Origin of the sequence: Microbispora sp. H10830 (genome assembly GCF_014161375.1) — a bacterium.
Taxonomy (GTDB): Bacteria; Actinomycetota; Actinomycetes; order Streptosporangiales; family Streptosporangiaceae; genus Microbispora; species Microbispora catharanthi.
Genome location: NZ_JABBWX010000002.1, coordinates 896,442 through 916,298 on the forward strand (window position 1 = coordinate 896,442; position 19,857 = coordinate 916,298).

Here is a 19,857-nt window from a genome sequence, read left to right on the forward strand (position 1 = left end):
CCGATGGCCCCGGTCCGAGAGCCGGGGCCATCGGCGGAGCGAGGACCTACCCGACGCTTCTGCGGCGGTACAACGCCACCGCGGCCGTGACGCCGACGGCGGCGAGGGCCACCTGGATGATCAGTTCGATCCAGTCGATCCCGGGAGTGGTGGCGACTCCCAGGCCCCGGGCGATCGCCGAGCCGATGAGGGCCGCGATGATACCGATGACCACGGTCAGCCAGATAGGGATGGCCTGGCGCCCGGGAACGACCAGCCGGCCGAGAGCGCCGATGATGAGTCCGATGATTATGGCGGAGATGATGCCGCTGACGGCCATACTGCCACCCTCCTTGTGTTCGGCTGCCTGCCTTCTGCCCAGGCAAAACCGGACAAAACGCGATAAAACGGGACGATCAGGGCTGTGCGATGCGGTTCTCCCAGGCCCAGGCCGCGACCTCGACCCGGTTGCGCAGGCCGAGCTTGGCCTGGATGCCGGCCACGTGGCTCTTGACCGTGCTCAGCGAGATGAACAGCTCGGCCGCGATCTCCTGGTTCGTACGGCCCCGGGCGACGGCCCGGACGACCTCCAGCTCCCGGTTGGAGAGCGGATGGTCCGCCCCGCCGGAGGCGGGCAGCTGAGCCGTCAGGTGGCGCAGCAGCCGCAGGGTGACCGACGGGGAGACCAGGGCGTCACCCTGGTGGGCGGCCCGCACGGCCTCCACGAGCAGGGCGGGGCCGCAGTCCTTGAGTACGAAGCCGGTCGCACCCGCCCGCAACGCGCCGTAGACGTACTCGTCCAGGTCGAACGTGGTGACCACGACCACCCGCAGCGGGTCGGGGACGCCGGGCCCGGCCAGGGCGCGGGTGACCTCGATGCCGTCGAGCCGGGGCATGCGCACGTCCACCAGGCACACGTCGGGCCGCAGCCGCCGGGCCGCCTCCACGGCCTCGGCGCCGTCGGCCGCCTCGGCGACCACCTCGATGTCGGGCTGGTCCTCCAGGATCAGCCGCAGGCCGCCGCGGACCATCGCCTGGTCGTCGGCCACCAACACCCTGATCGTCATCGGCGTGCCCGCTCCGGCAGCGCCTGTGACCGGGGCACGGGCAGGGTGGCGAGCACCGACCAGCCGGCCCCCGGACTCGGCCCGGCGCGCAGCGTGCCGCCGAGTGCCTCGACCCGCTCGCGCATCCCGATCAGGCCGTACCCGCCGCGCTGGTGGTGCCGCGAGGGGCCCCGCGGCGAGTCGTCGGCGACCTCGACGGTGAGCGTCTCACGGTCCCGCTCCACGCTGACCGTGACCGAGCGGGCGTGCGGGGCATGGCGGGAGACGTTGGTCAGCGACTCCTGCACGATCCGGTAGACCGTGCCGGCCACCTCGGACGGCCACGTCGCCGTCTCCTCCTCGCCCGGCAGCCGCAGGCGCACCGCACGGCCGCCCGCCTCGAAGCGCCCGACCAGCTCGCCGAGCCCGCCGAGCCCCGTCACCGCGCCGGGCGCGGGGGCGGCGGGCTCGTCCGGGTCGCGCAGCAGGCCGACGACGCGGCGCATCGCGGCCAGCGCGCCGGACCCGGCGGCCTCGATCTCGGCCAGGGCGTCGCCCGCCTTCTCGGGGCTCTTCCGCGCGACCAGGCGGGCGGCCTGGGCCTGCACCACGATGCCGGTGACGTGATGAGCGACGACGTCGTGCAGCTCGCGGGCGAGCCTCAGCCGTTCCGCGCGGCGCACCCTGTCGGCGACGGCCCGCCTGCGGGCGTCGAGCAGCCGCGGGCACAGCCCGGCCACGACGGCGACGGCCCAGGCCAGGACGTTCATCAGGGTGACCGAGGGCACTCCGGCGGCGAGCGTGTGCGCCGTCAGCAGGCTGCCGGCGGCCACGGCCAGCCCGCCGGCCGCCACGCCGCAGGCCGTGCGGACCGGCAGTGCCCTGACCGCCGTGCCGACCAGCACCGCCAGGCCGAGGGCCATCCCGGGACCGGGCTCGCTGGGCAGCTCGACGAACCTGGCGGCCAGGACGGCGGTCGCCGCGACGGCCAGACCGGCCGCGGCCGCCCGCGCCGGGTCGAACCGGCGCGCCAGGGCGATCACGCACACCACCGCGCCCGCGGCGCAGTCGAACCGCCAATAGCCGCCGCCCCAGCTGTCGGCGATCCGGGAAGCCCAGAAGGCCAGCACCGCGGCGAAAACGGCGCCGAGTCCGACGTCGGCCGCCCATCCCCCTATACGCACAGCAGCGAGGCTACGAGATCGGTCGCCCGGGCAGAACCGGCCAAAAGTACTGTTATCGCTGTGCCGGCTATTGGTGTGGCGGTGCGGTGCTCTCCCGTACGACGAGGGTGGTCGCGAGCTCGACCCGGTGCTGTTCGAGCGGCTCGCCGTCCGCGAGGGCCAGGACCATACGCGCGGCGGCGGCCCCCATCTGCACGAGCGGCTGCCGTACGGTCGTCATCGGCGGCCCGGCCCACTGGGTGAAGGACAGGTCGTCGAACCCGACGACGCTCAGGTCCTCGGGGATGCGCAGCCCGGCCCGCCTGGCGGCCTCGTACACGCCGAGCGCCTGCAGGTCGTTGGCGGTGAAGACGGCGGTCGGGGGATCGGGCAGGCGCAGCAGTTCGGCCCCGTCACGCAGGCCGCCCTCCACGTACAGGGTGCTGACGCGCACGAGCTCGGGGTCCACGGGCACGCCCGCCGCGTCCATCGCGGCCCGGTAGCCGTCGAGCCGCGCCCGGCAGCACGGCCACTGCGTCGGCCCGCTCAGCATCGCGATGCGGCGGTGGCCGAGGTCGAGCAGGTGGCGGGTCGCGGCCATCCCGCCGCTCCAGTTGGTGGCGCCGACCGACGGGGTCTCGTGCAGCGGCTCGCCGGTCGGGTCGAGCACGACCAGGGGGATCGAGCGGGTGGCGAGCTGCGACTGCTGCTGCACCGTGAGCTCGGAGAAGACCGCAACGACGCCGGTGGGGCGGCGGGCGAGCACCTGCTCGGTCCACGCCCTGCCCGGGGTGAGCCGGCCCTGCATCTCGGTGAGCACCACGGCCAGCTCATGCTCCCTGGCGACCTGCTCGACACCCTGGATGATCTCCAGTGCCCACAGGCTCTCCAGGGCGTGGAAGACGAGCTCGATGATCGCCGCGGGCTCGCTGTCGCGGCGCCGGTATCCATGCTCGCGCAGCACCGCCTCCACCCGCTGCCGGGTGGCCAGGGCGACTCCCGCATGCCCGTTGAGCACCCGCGACACAGTCGGCGCGGACACCCCCGCCAGGTGGGCGATCTCGCTCACGGTCAGCCTCTGACGCGGAAGCTCCCCGTCGAGGGCCCGGTCGGTCGAGGTCACGGCGACAGTCTATGGGCCTTCGCTCTCTTTCGGCTGGATCAGGCCGGCCGCGAGCAGCAGTTCGTGGGCGAGCCGGGCGGCGTGCTCGGGCCGGGCCTGCCCGGCCTCCTCCAGCGGCCCGCCCTCCAGGCCGCCCGCCAGCACCCGGACGGCCTCGGCGAGCGTGCGCACCTGCCGTTCCGTCGCGTCGAGCCTGGCTCTCAGCTCGTCGATCTCTTCAGGATGGGACATGCTCCAAGTCTTCCCCGGGCCCTTCGGCCCTACCGCGGACGGCGGAGGGGGCCGACGGTGAAAGACAGGGTGAAAGGCAGGGTGACCGCCGTGTTCGTCGATCGTCGTGACGCGGGCCTGCGTCTGGGCGAGCGGTTGCGCGGACTCCAGGGCGCGGAGGACGCGGTCGTTCTCGGGCTGCCCCGAGGGGGCGTGCCGGTGGCGTTCCAGGTGGCCAGGGCCCTCGGCGCCCCCTTGGACGTGATCGTCGTACGCAAGCTGGGCGTGCCGTACCAGCCGGAGCTGGGCTTCGGCGCCATCGGCGAGGGCGGGGTGCGGGTGGTGAACTCCGACGTCGTACGGCTCGCCAACATCACTCGCGCCGAGATGGCCGAGGTGGAGCGCCGCGAGCGGGCCGAGCTGGAGCGCCGCGCCCGCCGCTTCCGGGCCGGCCGCGAGCCGGTGGACCTGGCCGGCCGCACGGCGATCGTGGTGGACGACGGGATCGCGACGGGCGGGACGGCCCGTGCCGCCTGCCAGGTGGCCCGCGCGCACGGGGCCTCCCGGGTGGTGCTCGCGGTGCCGGTCGGCGCCCCCGAGACGATCGCGAGCCTGCGCAGGGACGCCGACGAGATCGTCTGCCTGGACACGCCCGACCACTTCTACGCGATCGGCGCGTGGTACGACGACTTCACCCAGACGAGCGACGAGGACGTGGTCGAGTGTTTGCGGCTTGCCGCAGAATAGGGACCATCGGCCCTGGTAGAAGACGTGGCCGGGTGCGCAGCGTGGGATGGAGTGACTGTCAGCGGAGGAGGACGTCATGTCCACCACCCATCACGTGCACAGCCTTGACCACACGGTCCAGACGACCAACCGGTGGCTGGCCGCCCTCGCGGGGGCCATCGGCACCGAGGACAGGGAGTTCGCCCACCGCGTGCTGCGGACCTGGCTGCACGCCGTGCGCGACGGCCTCACGGTGCCCGCCGCGGCGCACCTCGCCGCGCAACTGCCCGACCTGCTGCGCGGGATCTACTACAACGGCTGGGATCCCACGGCGGTGCCGATCCGCCGGGACCGCGAGGAGTTCGCGGCCCATTTCGCCGCCACCGGCCGCATCGCCAACGCCGACGTGCCCAAGCTCGCCAGGGCGGTGACCGCGGTGATGTACGAGGAGCTGACGCCGGGGGTGGTCGACCACGCGCTCGGCCAGCTACCGCGCGAGGTGCGTGACCTGCTGGGTGGTCAGGGGCTCTCCGGCACCCGCTCCCAGTAGTGCTCGATCCGGGCGTCGGGCCCGGGATAGAAGCACAGCGTCTCCCGCTCCTCGTCGAGCCATCGCACGAGGTAGGGGGGCGAGCCGTCGGTGTGGTAGAGCGCCATCACGATCCCGATGCGGCCCGCCCTGCCCCGATGGATGCTCTCGACGATCAGGCGGTCGCCGACCGACGCTTTCATGGTCACGACCCGACCGGGGTCGCGACCTCGGTCGTGATCGGCGTCCAGCGGTGTGCCAGGCGCTTGGTGATGGAGGTCATGGTGGTGTACTCCAGGTCCTCGAGCGGCAGCCGGTGCGGCTCGAACGGGCCGTGGCGGCGCAGGTAGTCCATCACCTCGACGGCCTGCCGCCGGGCTCCGTCGAACGCCGGGTCGTCGAACATGTCGCGCGGGCCGATCAGCCGGCCGTCCTTGATCTGGAAGCCGAGCGCGACCACCCGCGGCGGGCCGTCGAACCGCGACGGGTGCGCCTGTCCGGTGGCCACCGGCATCAGCGGCGCGTGGTGCGAGCCGCGCATGCACCCGGCCACCGAGTAGGCGAAGGCGAACGGCTCCAGCGCCTCGCCCACGGCCGGCAGGCCCGATTGGCAGCGCACGATCATGACGGGATCGTCCTTGCCGACGTACTTGCCGGCGATCAGCGACAGCCGCTGGGTGCTGGTCGCCGCCGCGGTCATGCCCAGCGTCTTGGAGCGGACACTGTGAATCACGTAGCGCGCCGGGGCGCCGATGTACATCAGCATGTCGTACAGGTCCGACGGGCAGTCGAAGACGATGCGCCGCTCCTCGTACAGGTCGTACACCTCGAACGCGAACCCGGCGTGCATCTTCTCGTCGATCACCAGCCCGGCGGTGTTGGACGGGTCGGCGAACATCTTGTACAGCGGGAGGTTCCACGCGCCCGGCTCGGTCTTGTCGGCCAGGAAGCACAGCACCGGCTCCGACGGCCGCTCCTCGAACTCCAGCTCCGCGTAGCCCGGGCCCATGCCGCGCAGGTTGCCCGAGAAGGCGTCCGACAGCAGGTCCTGGCCGGCGCCGTACAGGCCGAGTTCCTTGGCGAGGTGGGTGGTCGCCTGGAAGGTGTCCCAGGCGAAGGAGTGGATCAGCCCCGCCTCCTGGCCGTAGGTGTGGGTCATGATGAGCGAGATGTCGTCACCGCAGCTGTCCGCGTGGCCGTCGATGAGGAGCCCGGAGGACTTCGCCCGCTCGATCTCCCGCCTCGCCTCGGCCATCAGCCGGGGATGCACGGCGGTGTGGCCGACGAACCCCCCTGTGTCGGCCTTGATGATGCTCAGCGTGATCATGGGGATCACCTCCATCTCCACGTTTATTCGGACTTGGAGGGATAAATAGGGCATTAGGTCACAAGCGGGGCGGACTTCCGTACGAGGGGGAGAGCCGGCCATGAAGATCAAAGATGTCATGTCCACGCCGGTGGTCGTGGTCCCGCCGATCACGCCGGTGCGGGACGTCGCGCGGCACATGGACTACTCGGGCGTCGGCTGCGTCGTGGTGTCGGAGGGGCGGGGCATCGCCGGCCTGGTGACCGACCGTGACCTCGCCGTACGGGTGCTCGCCCAGGACAGGGACGGGGACACGCCGGTCGGGCAGGTGATGTCGGAGCACCCGGTGGTGGTGCAGGCGGAGGACGAGGTCGAGGTGGCCTTCGACACGTTCCGCCGTCACTCCTTCCGCAGGCTCCCGGTGGCCGCAGAGGGAGGCGTGGTCGGCATGCTGACGATCGACGACCTGCTCCTCCAGATGCACCAGCTCACCGCCGACCTGCTCACGCCGGTGGTCAAGGAGATCAGCGAGCCGCAGCATCAGAGCGACTAGATGTTCACACCGCTGCGGCGTGCGGCGGAGCGCACGCCGCCCGGCCGCGACCGTCACATCGACCTGCTGCGCGCCGTCGCCATCGCGCTGGTTGTCCTCGGGCACTGGCTGGCCGTCGTGGTGACGTACGGCGAGCGGGTCGGAGGCGACACGGTCCTCGCGTTCGTCTCCTGGGCCAGGCCGCTCACCTGGCTGTTCCAGGTCATGCCGGTCTTCTTCCTGGTGGGCGGCTTCGCGGGAGCCGCCTCGCTCGGCTCCTACCGGCGGCGGGGCGGCGACGCGATCGGCTGGTTCCTGTGCCGCACCGACCGCCTGATCCGCCCGACGACGGCGTTCCTGCTCACCCTGGGCGGCGCGGCCCTGCTCGCGCTCCTCCTGGGGACCGACCCCGCCACCGTGGGCATGGGAGTCTGGCTCGCCTGCCTGCCGTTGTGGTTCCTCATCGCGTACGTCACGGTCGTCCTGCTCACCCCGATCCTGCTCGCGCTGCATCGCAGGGCGGGCCTCGCGGTGCCCGCCGCGTTCGCGGTGCTGGTGGCGTTCGGCGACGCGGCGCGGCTGCTCGGCGGCCCGGCCGTGCTCGGCGCGGCCAACTACCTGCTGGCCTGGGCGGCGGTCTACCAGCTCGGCATCGCCTGGCGGGAGGGGGCCCTGTCCGCCCGTCCCCGCGTGGCCGTGCCCATGATCGCGGGCGGCCTGGCGGCACTCGTGCTGCTGACCGTCCCGGGGCCATACCCGGTGAGCATGGTGACCGATCCCGGCGACCGCCTGCAGAACACCTCGCCGCCGACGCTCGCGCTGCTCGCCCTGGCGGTCGCGCAGACGGGGATCGCCCTGCTCCTGCACGATCGCGGTGGCCGCATGCTGCGCCGTACGCGCCCGTGGACGGCCGTCGTCGCGGCCAACTCCGTGATCATGACGGTGTTCCTCTGGCACATGACCGCGGTCGTGATCGCGGTGCCCGCCCTCTACATCACCGGCCTGCTGCCGCAGCCGCCTCCCGGGTCGGCCGCATGGCTGCTCCTGCGCGTGCCCTGGCTCGCGTTCCTGACGGCGACCCTCGCGGTCCTCGTCGCTCTGTTCGCCTTCGTAGAGCGGCGTGGGGGCCCCTGCCCGGCACCGGGCGCCGGGAAGACGGGGGCAGGGACGGTGGCCGTGACCCTGGCGGGGACCGGCCTGGTCGTCGCGGGCCTGCTCGGCGCGGCGCTCACCGGCTCGGCGGGCCTGCCCGCGCCGATGCTCCCGGTCTATCTCTTGGGCGCCGCGCTGCTGCGGGCCGCCCGATCGTCGCACCGGCCATGAGAGTGCCGGTGGAGGACTGGAGGAGGATCGCCGGGCGGGTGCGAGAGGAGGCGAAGCGGGAGCGGCTGTCCCTGCTGGCCGCCGGCATCGCCTTCTGGGGGACGCTGTCGATCTTCCCGATGCTGCTGGTCGTGGTGTCGGTCTACGGGCTGGTGGCCGACCCCCGGCAGGCGGCCGGGCAACTGGCGTCGCTGACCCGGCCGCTGCCCGGACCCGTCGCCCGCCTGCTGGTCTCCCAGCTCGGCGCCGCCGTGCGCGCCGGAGAGAGAGGGCTCAGCACCAATCTCGCGCTGAGCCTCGTCGGCCTGCTGTGGGCGTCGTCGAGGGCCGTCCAGGCGCTCATGCGCGGCCTGAACACGGTGTACGGAGGCCGGGAGAGTCACGGCCTCGTCGGCACCCGTCTGCTGGCGCTGCTCTACACGGTCGTGGCGATCGCCGGAGTGTCGGTTCTGCTGGCGCTCGTCGCCGCGTTCCCGGTCGTGCTGGGACACATCGGCCTCGGCCGGGTGGCCCGGGCCGCCGTCTCGGTGGCGCGTTGGGCGGCGCTCGTCCTGCTCATCGGGGCGGGACTGGCGCTGCTCTACCGGTTCGTCCCCGGCAGCCGCCGGGAGTCGCGGTGGCGGTCGGTCACCTGGGGGGTGGGGCTCGCGATGCCCGCCCTGGTGGTGGTCTCGGCGGGCCTGTCGGTCTTCGTGACCGGCTTCGGGCGCTTCAACCAGACGTACGGCGCGGTCGCGGCCGTGGCCGTGCTCATGCTCTGGCTGTATCTCTCCACGCTGATCGTGCTGCTGGGCGCCGAGGTCAACGGAGCGATCGAGCGCCATCTGGGGGACGCGGCTCTCACCAACCAGGGACAAAAGGGCGACTTGTCCGGATAAATCCGTGTCGAGTGACCTTGATGGGGCAGCAGTGGGGGCGTGTCCGACAGCGGTCTATCCCCAGGAAGCGGCATCTCCAGCGTGTTCCCCTCGCTCCCCGGCCAGGGGGAGACAGCGCCGGAGACGACGCCGGAGCCGACCGGCTCCCCGGCGACCCCCGACCAGTCCCCGGACGGCGTGAGCCGACCGGGCGTCGATCGCGTCGATCGCGTCGATCACGGCGCCGACGGTGCGATGGCCTCCGATCGGCCGTTCGGCCTCCCGGGACGCCCGCTGCGCAGCAACCCGTTCATGTTCGGCCTGACCGGCGCCCTGGGCGTGCTCACCGCATGGCTCCTGGTGCAGGCGATCGCCAGCGCCGGCTCGGCGCTCGTGCTGATCGTGGTCTCGCTGTTCCTGGCCATCGGCCTGAACCCCGCGGTCGAGGCGCTCCAGCGGCGCAACCTGTCCCGCCGCCTCGCGATCACGATCGTGTTCGGATCGGCCATCGCGTTCTTCGTGGTCTTCGGGCTCGCGGTCGTGCCGCCGCTCACCGAGCAGACCACAGGGTTCGCCCGGCAACTGCCCGACTACGTGCAGCAACTCCAGAACCACCCGCTGATCCGCTCGGTGGACGAGCGCTACCAGATCCTCGACAAGATCCAGCAATACGTCGCGGGCGGCGGGCTGGCCACCCAGATGTTCGGCGGCCTCCTCGGTGTGGCGAGCATAGTGATCAGTGCGCTGTTCAGCGCCTTCACCGTGCTCGTGCTCACGCTCTACTTCCTCGGGTCGCTCAACTCCATCAAGGAGACGGCCTACCGCTTCGTGCCCCGCTCACGCCGTACGCGGGTCCGCCTGCTCGGGGACGAGATCATCAACCAGATCGGCGGTTACGTCGCGGGCAATCTGATCATCTCGCTGATCGCCGGCGTGGTGACCTTCCTGTTCCTGGCCATGCTGAAGGTGCCGTACGCGCTCGCGCTGGCCATCTTCGTCGCGGTCACCGACCTGATCCCCCTCGTGGGCGCGGTCATCGGCGCGGTCGTGGCCTCGGGGGTGGGCTTCCTCTCCTCGGTACAGGTCGGCATCGCCTGCGTGATCTTCTTCGTCGTCTACCAGCAGGTCGAGAACTACTGGATCTCCCCGAAGGTGTTCAAGTCGTCGGTCGACGTGCCGCCCGTGGCGACCATCGTCGGAGCCCTGCTCGGCGGGGCGCTGCTCGGCATCGTCGGGGCCCTGCTCGGCATCCCGCTGGCGGCGGCCCTGCTCCTCCTGGCCCGCGAGGTGGTGCTGCCCCGCCAGGACCGGCTGTAGCCGTCTTTGAAAGCTGTAGCCGTCTTTGAAAGAGGGATGCCGTCGCGCGCCCGCTGAGGGAAGCTCGCGTCATGCGACTTCCGTACCGAATCGCGGGGCTATGGGTGCGCGTGGCGTTGCTGGTCGTGCTGCTGTGGGGCGCTCTGGTGAGCGTGCTCAGCATGACCCCGCGCGAGCGCACCCTGGCCGACTTTCACACCGCGCTCCGGACCGGGCAGGTCACGTACGTCATCTACTACGGCACCCCGGTGGATCTGCGGTGGTCGACGGGCCCTCTGTTCTGGTATCACGCCGACCGCTACGCGAACGGGGCCTACACCCCCCGTAAACTCCTGCGCGACCTGAACGCCACCGTTCCCCGCCCGGAGGCCACGCTCGCTCACTCGCGCCAAGGGCTCTTCTCGGGTTGGCCGTTCCGCGTGCCGTTCCCCGGCGCGACCTGGCTCGTCGGCGGGGCCTGGATCGCCGCGCTCTTCATCATGATCGGTACGGGCCGGCCCAGGCTGGGAAACAGATGGGCCTGGTTCTGGCTGTTCACCGTGGGCGAGGTGGGCGCGATGCTGTTCCTTCTCCTCGAACCCCGATCGCTGTGGCGTGGGCTGGAGCCGCAGGATCCGGTTCCCAACCCGATGGGCGCAGGGAGTGGCTGCGTGCTGGCTCTCTGTCTCAGCCTGGCGATCCCCGTTCTCGTCGTGGTCGGGCTCTCCTCGGTGTTCCACACCCTGCTCGATCTCCTCTTCGCTGCCCCGTAAGCCTGTAGCTCCAACAAATCGTGGTCCACGGTTGCTCAGAGTGAGGTTGGCGGGGGAAAATTAAAACATAATTTCGAATCTTTCGAGGAGGTGTGATGGATCTGTTCGACCTCGATCCCGAGCACCTTCGTCGTTCGAATAGCTCTGGTAGCTCTGGCGACTGGTGGGACCGGTTGACCGCCGATTCCCCTCTGTGGTCGTCCGAAGGATCGCTCGCCCGCGAGCACTTTCCGATCGCTGACCCCGAGCCGCGACAGGACACGAGCCAAGACACCAGCGACGGCGCTCCCGGCACCGGGGGCACTGACAGCCCGGGTGCTGATGCCGCTGGGGCGGGTGATCGCCGGGGCCGGTCGTCGTGGGTGTTGGTGGGTTTGCTGCGTGAGTCGGCGCAGGCGTTGGCGTTGGCGGCGGTGCCGGACGATGTGGATGTCTGTCTTGCTGAGGCTGAGGAGTTGCTGTTCGCGCGGGATCGGATCACGTGTGCTCTTGCTGATCGGGTGGGGCGGGTGCATGGTGCGGGGCAGGCCAGGCGGCATGGGCATGCCTCGACCCGCAGTTGGTTGCGCACCGCTGGGGGGATGAGCGTGTCCGGTGCCGGCCGTCTGCTCACGCTGGCGGTGGAGTTGGCGCGTCTGCCTCGGGTGCGGGAGAAGTTCGCCGCGGGTGGGTTGGCGGCGGGGGTGGTGGAGGCGATCTGCATGGCCACCGCCCAGTTGAGCGATGAGCACACCTGCCTGGCCGAGCCGATCCTGCTGGAGCTGGCGGCTAAGGCGGGCGCGGCGGAGGTGGCCAAAGCCGGGCGCTATCTGCGCGCGGTGCTGGACCCCGACGGGGAGGACCGGGATGAGCAGGCGGACTATGGGCGGCGGTTCCTGAGGGTCCGCCCCACCAAAGGCGGGGGCGTGGAGGGGGAGTTCTACCTGCCGCGCGAGGCGGCCGCCCGGCTGCGGGCCCTGTTGGACGCCTACGCCAAGCCTCGGGCTGAGGGAGATGATCGGCCGTTGCGGGTCCGGCAGGCGGATGCGTTCATCGCGTTGCTGGAGCAGAAGATCGCCGCCGAGCTCCTGGTCCTGGTCACCGCCGAATCCCTCCCCACGGACCCCCAACCCGCCGACCCCCAACCCGCTACCCCCGGCACCGACCACCCCGCCGACGCCGAAGACGCCCAGGATGCCCATGCCGAGCGTGCCGAGGACACGGAGGGCGCCGAGGGCGCCGAGGCCGAGGAGGCCGACGAGGACGGCCGGGACCGCCAGGGCACCAGCGCCACCAGCGCCACCAGCGCCAGCGACGCCGACCCGGGCGAGGCCGGGGCAGCTGCCGGTTCGAAGACAGATGGCGGCGCCGATGTAGCCGCGGACGCCGTTGTCGAGAGCGCCGACCGTGCCACCGCCGGACTTCGCGATGAGGAGTCTCGCGACCCCGGAGCCGATGAGCACGAGACCTGTGAGCACGGGGCCGATGAGCATGGGGCCGATGAGCATGGGGCCGATGAGCATGGGGCCGATGAGCACGGGGCCGATGAGCACGGGGCCGATGAGCGTGGGACCGGTGGGCGCGGGGTTCGTGAGCAGCGGGCCGGCGGGCACGACACCGCGAGCGCCGCACCTGCCGAGGGCGATGGTGACGCGAGCATGGCCTCTGCCTTGGCCGACGACACCGCACCCGCGAAGGATGGAGGCCGCGACCGTGGTGCGGCCCAAGCTGAAGCAGACCCCAGGCGCGCAGCAGCATGGCCTACCTGCGGCGGTAGCACGCGTCCGCACGCAGCGCCTACGTACACAGCGCGATTGCCGGATCCTCCTCCCGGGGACGCCGCTGCGCATCACGCCCACGCGGGGCATCGGCCTGCGGGGGACTGCCGGCATGGGCAGAGCACGCCCGAAGGCCACGGCGACATGCGCCGTGGACGGTCGTCAGCAGGGACGGCGCAGGAAGCGTCACCGGGAGTGTCACCGGGGGCGGTGCTGGGGACGGTGCCGGGGGTGTTGCTGGCGACCGGGCAGATGCTGCCGGTCTCCAGCGTGCACCGCCTTGCCCGCACCAGCAGCCTGGTCCGCCTGGTCATGGACGCCGAGGGGCAGGTGCTGGACATGGGCCGCAAGGTCCGCCTGGCCACCCCCGCCCAACGCAGGGCCGTGTTCGCCCGCTACGCCACCTGCTGGATCGACGGCTGCCCACTCCCCGCCACCCTGTGCCAGATCGACCACGCCGACAACTGGAGCACCGGCGGGCTCACCGACCTGAAGATGCTCGGCCCCGCCTGCCAGTTCCACAACCGCGACCGCTACCAGCACCCCGACCGCTACACCCGCCGCAAAGCCGGCACCGACCGCTGGGCCTTCACCTACCAGCCGACCCAAATCAAGCGGCTACGAATTTAGCGAGCCGGGTGGCGGCACGGACACGCGCAGACCGGGGCACCGGGGCACCGGGGCCAGGGCACCGGGGCCAGGGCGCCGGGCCGGGTGCCGTGGACGCTGGGTGCTCCGCGCGGCGGTGGCGTTCGTGTCGCCTAACAGCGGTGTCGCCTGGCAGCGATGTCGGCGGCACCGGACAGTCCGGGGTCAGCCCTTCAGCTCCCGGACCTGCTTCGATGGGGGTGCGTTGACCATGCAGGTTCCCCAGTCCGAGAAGATCATCTCGGTCCTTGTCTTGGCGGACAGGACGTAACGGACCGGACGCCCGCTCAGGTCCACCCACAGCTCGTAGTCGGCGGAGGGACCGAGATCGCCGGCGATGCGGGTACGGAGCCGTGCCTGTGCGGCCGGGTCGCCTGCCCGCACCTTGGCGTACTCCTCCTCGGTCCGCTGGTCGAGCGGCATTGGGTTGGTGTAGGCGATGTAGGCCGGGAGATTCAGGCGTTCGACAGCTCGGCGCACGTCGATATGGACGGTGTAGTGAATCGTGTGGGGGCTGATGCCGCCCTCGATGCTCGCAGCCGTGAGGCGGCCCGTATCGATCAGGAGCGCGTGTGCGCGGTGGCCGTCGATCAGATTGGTGGCCATCATGGCGAGTGTCCCGATGCCGAGCAGGTTGTACGGCTCGTAATAGTCGGTGACCTTGTCGAAGTACTTCCCGGGAGCGACCTCGGAACCGATCGGCATCTGGAAGTAGGTGGCGTTCCGCGTCCTGATGAGACGGCCGCTGAAGCCGTGTCCGAAGTCCGCCGACAGGTCGGTCGGCGAGCCGGTCTCGGCACCGCACGAGATGAGCGTGACGCTGATCCCACTGGAGCGCAGCACGCGCTTCACGGTGGGGTGCGTGGCCAGATAGTCGCCGACCAGCGTCGCGATCGCTGCGACGGACCTTCCGGGCGGCAGGGTGGCGGTGGACCCGGTCGTCATTGGGCCGGCCGTGATGACCAGGAGGATGACCAGGAGCAGTCGGCGCACATGCATGCTCTGCACGTCCGAGCATGGTGCCGTACGGACGTGCAGAGCCTGCGAGTCGTTCTGTGCACGTTTCGTGCGCGTTTCCTAACGGGCCTCCAGGGTGAACGTCGTGGTGAGGACCCGGCCCCGGGCGTCGCGGAACTGGGCCGACGTGACCGCACTGCTGATGCTCACCGTCCTGATCGCGTTGATGGGCATCACCAACACACTCGCCCTGTCCATCATCGAGCGGACGCGGGAACTCGGGCTGCTGCGGGCGGTCGGCATGACCGGCGCCCAGATGCGCTGGATGATCCGTGGTGAGATGGTCCTCGTCGCGGCACTGGCGATCGTCGCCGGGCTCGGTCTGGGCGCCGCCTTCGCCGCGGGCACGATCACCGCGCTGGGCCGCACCACCGAGGCCACGCTCACGCTGCCGGTCGGTCCGCTCCTGCTCGTCGTCGCCGTGGCCGCCGTCGCCGGCCTGCTGGCCGGGCTGCTGCCGGCTCGCCGCGCGGCCAGGTTCGACGTGCTCACCGCCATCGCCACGTCCTGACTCCGCGGCGGAACGGCTCAGCGCAAAGAAGGGATCAGCATCCGCACAGCACATCGCACCACGGGAGAAGAGAGGCGAAGCGAGGGGTATGAGCCGGATGCGTCGCTTGTGTACCAGAGCAAAGGCAGGTGTGGATCGGATGGGCGACAACAGGGCAGAAAGGTCCCGCGCCGTGGCGATGTCCGCCCGGCGTCTGGCGGTCGCCGCGCTCCTCATCGTGATGCCGAGCGTCGCGGCGGCGCCGCGGGCACTGGCGGCGCCGGTCCCTGCCGCCGGTCACGGCCCGCACGGCCATGGTGGTAAGGCTGGTCAGGGCGGCCACGGTGGTCAGGGCGGTCAGGGTGGTCAGGGCGGCCAGGACAAAAAGGGCAAAAAGGGCAAGGAGAAGAAGGGCAAGGGCCACGGTCACGGCGCCCACATCGGCGCACGCCTCGCCGGTTTCGGGGGCGGCCTCGGTGGTGGTTTCGGTCACGGCGGCGGGGGCGGCACGCAGCACACGGCCGGCATGAACACCGCCAACGCGCCGACGATCAGCAGTCCGCCCTTTCAGCTCAACACGGGCAAGCGCAACGTGAACGCCCCCGCGGGCAACAGCGCCGTCGACTTCGCCGGCGTCCAGCAGGTGTCGAGCGTCAGCGTCTTCACCGACTCCCTCAGCGGCAACTGCAGGGGCGGGATCAAGAACTGCTCGATCAACCAGACCCTGCGGGCCGCCGAGAGCAGAGGCGGCGGCATCGGGCACTGACAGGAGACGGGCGTCTCCCGCACGGAAGACGCCCGTCCTTTCAGTGATGCCCGTGGATCAGAGCTCGCCGCTCTCGATCGCCTGCTTGAGGGCCGTCTGCAACTGCTGGTGCGAGGCGGTGCCGTTCGCGGCGACGAAGTCGATCAGCGAGGAGTCCGCCTCGAAGGTGAGGTTCTCCGTGACCCGGGTCTTCCCACCGGGCAGCGCCGTGAAGTCGATCTTCTGGTGCGTGACCACGTTGGGCTGCGACCAGCTGTCGGTCTCGTAGTAGAACCCGTCCGCGTGGAGTCGCTGCTGCGCGTGGGTCTTGCTGACCACGATCGTGCCCTCGTACGGGATCTCCTCGATCGCCGTGAGGTTGCGATAGAGCGTGGGGGCCGCCAGCCACTCCTTGTGCGTGACGACCCGCTTCAGGAACGGGTTCCTGCCGATGTGGTTGTTGAAGTCGGAGTACTTGTAGAAGGTCGACGGCATCGGCGAGTCGATGTCGACGGAGATGCTGTTCGTGACCCGGCTGCGGCCCGAGTCGGGTGCGGGCGGGGTGGTGTCGGTGAAGTGGTAGGTGTCCCAGACGGTCTGCCACTCGGCGGCGATCTCGGCGTCGCTCTCGGTCGTGTCGGCGTTCGCGGGAGCGGACAGGGCGGCGAGGACGAAGGCGGCGGCGAACATCTGGGCCGCGGCCACTCGCAGGATCTTTCTCACATGTACCTCGAGAAGAGGAGAAATGGTACGAGTGATCTTCTACCGCAACCGCAACCTGTTACAGAAGAGCCCATGCCGAATCAGTCACGTGCAGAACGTGCCGCCCGCCGGTCCTTGGGGCACCGGCCACACGTCGAGCATGCGGATGCCGATCGGGGCTTGGTGCCGGCCGCCGCGACGAGCATCGTTGGATCCATGAGCACAACGAACATGCGCGTCAAGGGTTTCGATCATCTGGTGCTGACCGTGGAGGACGTCGAGCGGTCGCTGGCGTTCTACTGCGACGTCCTCGGCCTCGAGCCGGTGCGGGTCGACGAGTGGCGGGCCGGAAAGGCGCCGTTCCCCTCGGTGCGGGTGTCGCCGGACACGATCATCGACCTGCTGCGCGGCGACCGCGGCGAGCCGAACGTCGACCACTTCTGCCTGGTCGTCGAGCCGCTGGACTGGCAGGAAATCATCGACTCCGGCGCCCTCACCGTCATCGACGGACCCGGCCCCCGGTTCGGGGCGCGCGGCGTCGCCACCTCGGTCTACCTGAAGGACCCCGACGGCAACGTCATCGAACTGCGCTGGTATCCCCAAGACAGGGAGCAGGACAAGGGGGAATGAGGGTTCGGTCGTGATGGCGCGGCGCCGGGGCCCGGGCCGTCCGAACGCGGTAGATCCGGGTGAGGACGGTCGGACAAGAAGGGCTGGTGCCGATGGCCGGGATGGACAGGCGGGCCGACCTGGTGCTGGAGGGCGGCGGCGTCAAGGGCGTGGGCCTGGTCGGCGCGCTGCACGAACTGCACGCCGCCGGATACCGGTTCGGGCGGGCCGCCGGCACCCGGGTCGCCGGGACCTCCGCGGGGGCGGTCGTGGGAGCGCTGGCCGCGGCCGGGATGCCGCCGGAGCGCATGCGCGACCTCCTGTTCGGCGTCGACTACCGCAGGTTCAGGGACGCGTCCGCCGTGGAGCGCGTCCCGCTGCTCGGCAGGGGGTTCTCGCTGCTGTCCCTGCTGTTCGAACGGGGTGTGTTCGAGGGCGACTACCTGCGGGAGTGGCTGGGGAACGAACTGGCCGACCTGGGTGTCGAGACGTTCGACGACCTGGCCCTCGACGACCCGGCGCCCTGGATGGGCGAGGACCAGCGCTACAGCCTGGTGGTGACGGCCACGGACGTCACCCTGGGCCGGCTGGTGCGCCTGCCGTGGGACTACCGGAGCGTCTACGGCGTGGCGGAGCCGGGCAGGCAGCGGGTGGCCGACGCGGTCCGCGCCTCGATGTCGATCCCCTTCTTCTTCGAGCCCGTCACGATCGCCAATCCCGGCACCGGGCTGGTGTCGACCCTGGTGGACGGCGGCGTGCTGTCCAACTTCCCCATCGACACGCTCGACCGGCCGGACGGGCGGCAGCCGCGCTGGCCCACGTTCGGGGTCAAGCTGCTCCCCGCGTTCCGGGAGGACACGCTCAGGCTGCCGCTCGTCGGGGCTCCCCACCTGCCCGCCCTGCGGCTGCTGACGTCCCTGGTCGGGACCGCGATCGTCGGCCACGACCAGACCTACCTCGACCAACCCTGGGTCAGGGCCCGCACCATCCAGGTCGACACCGAGGGCGTGTGGGTGGTCGACTTCGACCTCGACGAGCGGCAGAAGCTCCACCTCTACCTCAATGGCCGGACGGCCGCGGCGGCCTTCCTGTCCACCTGGGACTGGGACGACTACCGCGCCCGTTACCGTCCCCCCGCGAAAACCGGTGGCAGGGTCGAGACGGCCGGGAGTCTACTTGGCCGATGATCGTTATCTCGGCCGCCTCCGGCGCGCTCGGCCGCCTCGTCATCGAGCACTTACGCACCCGTACGGAGGTGGTGGCCGCGGTGCGCGATCCCGGCCGCGCGCCCCAGGGCGTGCCGGCACGCCGCGGTGACTACGACGACCCGGCGAGCCTGCGCGAGGCGTTCGACGGGGCCACCCGCCTCCTCCTGATCTCCTCTCCGGAGCTCGACACCGCCCGCAGGATCGGGCAGCACCTGAACGCGGTGACCGCCGCCAAGGAGGCCGGCGTCGGCGCGGTCGCCTTCACCAGCTTCCTGGGGGCCGGCACCGGCGCGACCGGCATGACAGAGGCCTATCACGCCACCGAGCAGGCCATAATCCGCAGCGGCCTGCCGTACACGTTCCTGCGCCACCCCTTCTACAGCGACGCGTTCGTCCCGCGGGCCGTCGAGGGTGAGATCACCAGCAGCACCGGCGGGCGCGGCCTGAACACGGCGTTCCGGTCGGATCTCGCCGAGGCGGCGGCCAACGTGCTGACCGGTGAGGGGCATCTGGGCCGGGCGTACGACTTCACCGGGCCCCTCTGGAGCTATCCGGAGGTGGCCGAGGCGCTCGGCGTGCCCTACCGCGAGGTACCCGACGCCGGGCCGGGCCCGATGAGCTGGATCAACGCGCAGATCCGCGCGGGGATGCTGGAGCAGCGGACCGACGACCTCGAACGGGTGCTCGGCCGGCCCGCCGAGGCCGTCGTCTCACGCGTTCTGCGAGCTGTGTCCGAACACTCCAACTGTCTTGACAATTAAATTTGTCGGTGGCTACCGTGGGGACCACGACGGAGCCGGCGGACACAGACCGGCAGACACAGAGGAGAGCGCCATGCGCATCGTGGTCATCGAGTTCATGAGCCTGGACGGCGTCGTGCAGGCGCCGGGTGGTCCCGAGGAGGACACCGACGGCGGCTTCGCGCACGGCGGCTGGACGCACCCGTTCTTCGACCCGGAGACCGTCGGCGGCGCCTTCAACGACACGGTGAGCAAGGCGGAGGGACTGCTCTACGGCCGTCGCACCTGGCAGAACATGGCCGCCGCGTGGCCCGCGCGGGCCGGTGACCCGTTCGCCGACCGGATGAACGCGATGCCGAAATACGTGGTGTCCGAGACGCTGAGCGACGACGAGCTGACCTGGAACACCACGCGAATCCCCGGAGACGCGGCCGTCGCCCGCCTCCGCGAACTGCGGGATGCGGGCGACGGCGACCTGGTCGTCATGGGGAGCCCGAGCCTCGTGCGCACCCTCCTGCACGAGGACCTGGTCGACGAGCTCCGGCTGATCGTCATGCCGGTGATCCTCGGCGGCGGGAAGACGATCTTCCCGGGCGACGGCCTGCGGCACAGGCTCGAACTCGTCTCTGCAGCCACCGGCGGCACCGGCGTGCAGGTGTGCACCTACCGCCGGGCCGTCGAGTAGCGAGGATCTTTCTTCTTGGTTCTTCCGTCTCAGGGGGTGGTGAGGTCGAAGCGGTTGACGGTGACCGCGCCGCCCAGGGACTGGGTGGCGTAGTTGAAGATGGCGAAGCGGTAGCCCATGAAGAACTGCCAGGCGTTGCCCATGGTGAAGGCCGGTCCGAAGGAAGTGAAGTTCACTCCGTCGGTGCTGTAGGAGAATTTCGCCTGCCGGCCGGTGCCCGGGCGGATGTCGGCGTTGACCCGCAGCCAGATCCGCCCGCCGGAGATGGGTGTGCTGGCGGCCTCGGTGCCGGTGGACGTGGTCTGCCAGCTGCTGTTCATGGTCAGGTTGTTGGTCGCGACCAGACGGGTCTGGCCGTTGTCGCGCCGGATCCCGATCCAGGCCGATGAGTCG

The 19,857-nt window shown here is 70.9% G+C and carries 24 protein-coding genes; 14 read left to right on the plus strand and 10 right to left on the minus strand.

What is annotated here, in order from left to right:
- Positions 1–46: 46 nt before the first annotated feature.
- The 5 genes from HHX35_RS09140 to HHX35_RS09160 form a co-directional block, all read right to left on the minus strand.
- The gene (locus tag HHX35_RS09140; RefSeq protein ID WP_139579959.1) at positions 47–319 is read right to left on the minus strand and encodes a GlsB/YeaQ/YmgE family stress response membrane protein; all 273 of its coding nucleotides are present in this window, start codon (positions 317–319) and stop codon (positions 47–49) included.
- A gap of 76 nt (positions 320–395) precedes the next feature.
- Positions 396–1,046: a response regulator transcription factor gene (locus tag HHX35_RS09145; RefSeq protein WP_182898360.1), complete on the minus strand. Its 651-nt coding sequence runs from the start codon at positions 1,044–1,046 to the stop codon at positions 396–398.
- Positions 1,043–2,209: a histidine kinase gene (locus HHX35_RS09150; RefSeq protein ID WP_182898361.1), complete on the minus strand. Its 1,167-nt coding sequence runs from the start codon at positions 2,207–2,209 to the stop codon at positions 1,043–1,045. Before HHX35_RS09150 ends, HHX35_RS09145 begins: the two co-directional genes overlap by 4 nt.
- Before the next feature lie 67 nt (positions 2,210–2,276).
- Positions 2,277–3,311 (minus strand): LacI family DNA-binding transcriptional regulator, encoded by a 1,035-nt coding sequence (locus HHX35_RS09155; RefSeq protein ID WP_182898362.1) that lies wholly within the window; start codon positions 3,309–3,311, stop codon positions 2,277–2,279.
- Positions 3,312–3,320: 9 nt separating this feature from the next.
- On the minus strand, positions 3,321–3,542 hold the full coding sequence (locus HHX35_RS09160; protein ID WP_139579963.1) for a hypothetical protein: 222 nt from the start codon (positions 3,540–3,542) through the stop codon (positions 3,321–3,323).
- Positions 3,543–3,599: 57 nt separating this feature from the next.
- On the opposite strand from HHX35_RS09160, the gene HHX35_RS09165 reads away from it, so the two are divergent.
- Positions 3,600–4,268 carry a phosphoribosyltransferase family protein gene (locus tag HHX35_RS09165; RefSeq protein WP_310738981.1) on the plus strand — a complete coding sequence of 223 codons (669 nt, stop codon included), beginning with the start codon at positions 3,600–3,602 and terminating at the stop codon, positions 4,266–4,268.
- Between the two features lie 76 nt (positions 4,269–4,344).
- Positions 4,345–4,797: a DUF2267 domain-containing protein gene (locus HHX35_RS09170; protein ID WP_182898364.1), complete on the plus strand. Its 453-nt coding sequence runs from the start codon at positions 4,345–4,347 to the stop codon at positions 4,795–4,797.
- Here the strand turns inward: HHX35_RS09170 and HHX35_RS09175 are convergent.
- Both HHX35_RS09175 and fbp read right to left on the minus strand, forming a co-directional pair.
- The gene (locus HHX35_RS09175) at positions 4,767–4,979 is read right to left on the minus strand and encodes a DUF1918 domain-containing protein (RefSeq protein ID WP_139579966.1); all 213 of its coding nucleotides are present in this window, start codon (positions 4,977–4,979) and stop codon (positions 4,767–4,769) included. The genes HHX35_RS09170 and HHX35_RS09175 overlap by 31 nt on opposite strands.
- Positions 4,980–4,981: 2 nt before the next feature.
- Positions 4,982–6,103 (minus strand): fructose-1,6-bisphosphate aldolase/phosphatase, encoded by a 1,122-nt coding sequence (fbp, locus tag HHX35_RS09180; protein ID WP_182898365.1) that lies wholly within the window; start codon positions 6,101–6,103, stop codon positions 4,982–4,984.
- A 100-nt stretch (positions 6,104–6,203) separates the two neighbouring features.
- Here fbp and HHX35_RS09185 point away from each other — a divergent pair, with 100 nt between their 5' ends.
- The 6 genes from HHX35_RS09185 (at position 6,204) to HHX35_RS09210 (ending at position 13,250) form a co-directional block, all read left to right on the plus strand.
- Complete coding sequence (locus HHX35_RS09185) at positions 6,204–6,635, plus strand: CBS domain-containing protein (protein WP_182898366.1); 432 nt, start codon at positions 6,204–6,206, stop codon at positions 6,633–6,635.
- Positions 6,636–7,937, plus strand: a complete 1,302-nt coding sequence (locus HHX35_RS09190; protein ID WP_182898367.1) for an acyltransferase — start codon at positions 6,636–6,638, stop codon at positions 7,935–7,937.
- Positions 7,934–8,815, plus strand: a complete 882-nt coding sequence (locus HHX35_RS09195) for a YihY/virulence factor BrkB family protein (RefSeq protein WP_182898368.1) — start codon at positions 7,934–7,936, stop codon at positions 8,813–8,815. Before HHX35_RS09190 ends, HHX35_RS09195 begins: the two co-directional genes overlap by 4 nt.
- A gap of 81 nt (positions 8,816–8,896) precedes the next feature.
- Positions 8,897–10,111, plus strand: coding sequence for an AI-2E family transporter (locus HHX35_RS09200; protein ID WP_310738982.1), 1,215 nt, complete (start codon positions 8,897–8,899; stop codon positions 10,109–10,111).
- A gap of 71 nt (positions 10,112–10,182) precedes the next feature.
- Positions 10,183–10,863: a hypothetical protein gene (locus tag HHX35_RS09205; RefSeq protein ID WP_182898369.1), complete on the plus strand. Its 681-nt coding sequence runs from the start codon at positions 10,183–10,185 to the stop codon at positions 10,861–10,863.
- Between the two features lie 95 nt (positions 10,864–10,958).
- On the plus strand, positions 10,959–13,250 hold the full coding sequence (locus tag HHX35_RS09210; RefSeq protein ID WP_182898370.1) for a DUF222 domain-containing protein: 2,292 nt from the start codon (positions 10,959–10,961) through the stop codon (positions 13,248–13,250).
- Between the two features lie 183 nt (positions 13,251–13,433).
- Here HHX35_RS09210 and HHX35_RS09215 read toward each other — a convergent pair whose 3' ends face one another.
- Entirely contained in the window at positions 13,434–14,276 is an 843-nt protein-coding gene (locus tag HHX35_RS09215) for a hypothetical protein (protein ID WP_182898371.1), read from the minus strand.
- Between the two features lie 94 nt (positions 14,277–14,370).
- Between HHX35_RS09215 and HHX35_RS09220 the strand changes: the two genes are divergently transcribed.
- Positions 14,371–14,796, plus strand: coding sequence for an ABC transporter permease (locus HHX35_RS09220; RefSeq protein ID WP_220505129.1), 426 nt, complete (start codon positions 14,371–14,373; stop codon positions 14,794–14,796).
- Between the two features lie 139 nt (positions 14,797–14,935).
- A complete protein-coding gene (locus HHX35_RS09225; protein ID WP_182898372.1) occupies positions 14,936–15,541 on the plus strand; it encodes a hypothetical protein in 606 nt (201 codons plus the stop codon).
- A gap of 57 nt (positions 15,542–15,598) precedes the next feature.
- Here HHX35_RS09225 and HHX35_RS09230 read toward each other — a convergent pair whose 3' ends face one another.
- Positions 15,599–16,243, minus strand: a complete 645-nt coding sequence (locus tag HHX35_RS09230; protein ID WP_182898373.1) for a hypothetical protein — start codon at positions 16,241–16,243, stop codon at positions 15,599–15,601.
- 195 nt (positions 16,244–16,438) lie between these two features.
- Here HHX35_RS09230 and HHX35_RS09235 point away from each other — a divergent pair, with 195 nt between their 5' ends.
- The 4 genes from HHX35_RS09235 to HHX35_RS09250 all read left to right on the plus strand — a co-directional run bounded on the left by HHX35_RS09235 (position 16,439) and on the right by HHX35_RS09250 (position 19,464).
- Positions 16,439–16,852 (plus strand): VOC family protein, encoded by a 414-nt coding sequence (locus tag HHX35_RS09235; RefSeq protein WP_259404847.1) that lies wholly within the window; start codon positions 16,439–16,441, stop codon positions 16,850–16,852.
- 92 nt (positions 16,853–16,944) lie between these two features.
- Positions 16,945–18,018, plus strand: coding sequence for a patatin-like phospholipase family protein (locus HHX35_RS09240; RefSeq protein WP_182898482.1), 1,074 nt, complete (start codon positions 16,945–16,947; stop codon positions 18,016–18,018).
- A complete protein-coding gene (locus HHX35_RS09245; RefSeq protein ID WP_182898374.1) occupies positions 18,015–18,800 on the plus strand; it encodes an NAD(P)H-binding protein in 786 nt (261 codons plus the stop codon). Before HHX35_RS09240 ends, HHX35_RS09245 begins: the two co-directional genes overlap by 4 nt.
- A 73-nt stretch (positions 18,801–18,873) precedes the next feature.
- Positions 18,874–19,464 (plus strand): dihydrofolate reductase family protein, encoded by a 591-nt coding sequence (locus HHX35_RS09250; protein ID WP_182898375.1) that lies wholly within the window; start codon positions 18,874–18,876, stop codon positions 19,462–19,464.
- Positions 19,465–19,493: 29 nt separating this feature from the next.
- On the opposite strand, the gene HHX35_RS09255 is transcribed toward HHX35_RS09250, so the two are convergent.
- Positions 19,494–19,857, minus strand: a 364-nt coding sequence (locus HHX35_RS09255; RefSeq protein ID WP_220505131.1) for a hypothetical protein, incomplete at its 5' end; no start/stop codon positions are given.

Bases quoted from the DNA above. Each gene is read 5' to 3' on its own strand.
- HHX35_RS09205 (WP_182898369.1), top strand. From the start codon at position 10,183: ATGCGACTTCCGTACCGAATCGCGGGGCTATGGGTGCGCGTGGCGTTG.
- HHX35_RS09190 (WP_182898367.1), top strand. From the start codon at position 6,636: ATGTTCACACCGCTGCGGCGTGCGGCGGAGCGCACGCCGCCCGGCCGC.
- HHX35_RS09250 (WP_182898375.1), top strand. From the start codon at position 18,874: ATGCGCATCGTGGTCATCGAGTTCATGAGCCTGGACGGCGTCGTGCAG.
- fbp (WP_182898365.1), bottom strand. From the start codon at position 6,103: ATGATCACGCTGAGCATCATCAAGGCCGACACAGGGGGGTTCGTCGGC.
- HHX35_RS09170 (WP_182898364.1), top strand. From the start codon at position 4,345: ATGTCCACCACCCATCACGTGCACAGCCTTGACCACACGGTCCAGACG.
- HHX35_RS09140 (WP_139579959.1), bottom strand. From the start codon at position 319: ATGGCCGTCAGCGGCATCATCTCCGCCATAATCATCGGACTCATCATC.
- HHX35_RS09145 (WP_182898360.1), bottom strand. From the start codon at position 1,046: ATGACGATCAGGGTGTTGGTGGCCGACGACCAGGCGATGGTCCGCGGC.
- HHX35_RS09160 (WP_139579963.1), bottom strand. From the start codon at position 3,542: ATGTCCCATCCTGAAGAGATCGACGAGCTGAGAGCCAGGCTCGACGCG.
- HHX35_RS09225 (WP_182898372.1), top strand. From the start codon at position 14,936: ATGGGCGACAACAGGGCAGAAAGGTCCCGCGCCGTGGCGATGTCCGCC.
- HHX35_RS09210 (WP_182898370.1), top strand. From the start codon at position 10,959: ATGGATCTGTTCGACCTCGATCCCGAGCACCTTCGTCGTTCGAATAGC.
- HHX35_RS09195 (WP_182898368.1), top strand. From the start codon at position 7,934: ATGAGAGTGCCGGTGGAGGACTGGAGGAGGATCGCCGGGCGGGTGCGA.
- HHX35_RS09175 (WP_139579966.1), bottom strand. From the start codon at position 4,979: ATGAAAGCGTCGGTCGGCGACCGCCTGATCGTCGAGAGCATCCATCGG.
- HHX35_RS09240 (WP_182898482.1), top strand. From the start codon at position 16,945: ATGGCCGGGATGGACAGGCGGGCCGACCTGGTGCTGGAGGGCGGCGGC.
- HHX35_RS09245 (WP_182898374.1), top strand. From the start codon at position 18,015: ATGATCGTTATCTCGGCCGCCTCCGGCGCGCTCGGCCGCCTCGTCATC.
- HHX35_RS09185 (WP_182898366.1), top strand. From the start codon at position 6,204: ATGAAGATCAAAGATGTCATGTCCACGCCGGTGGTCGTGGTCCCGCCG.
- HHX35_RS09235 (WP_259404847.1), top strand. From the start codon at position 16,439: ATGAGCACAACGAACATGCGCGTCAAGGGTTTCGATCATCTGGTGCTG.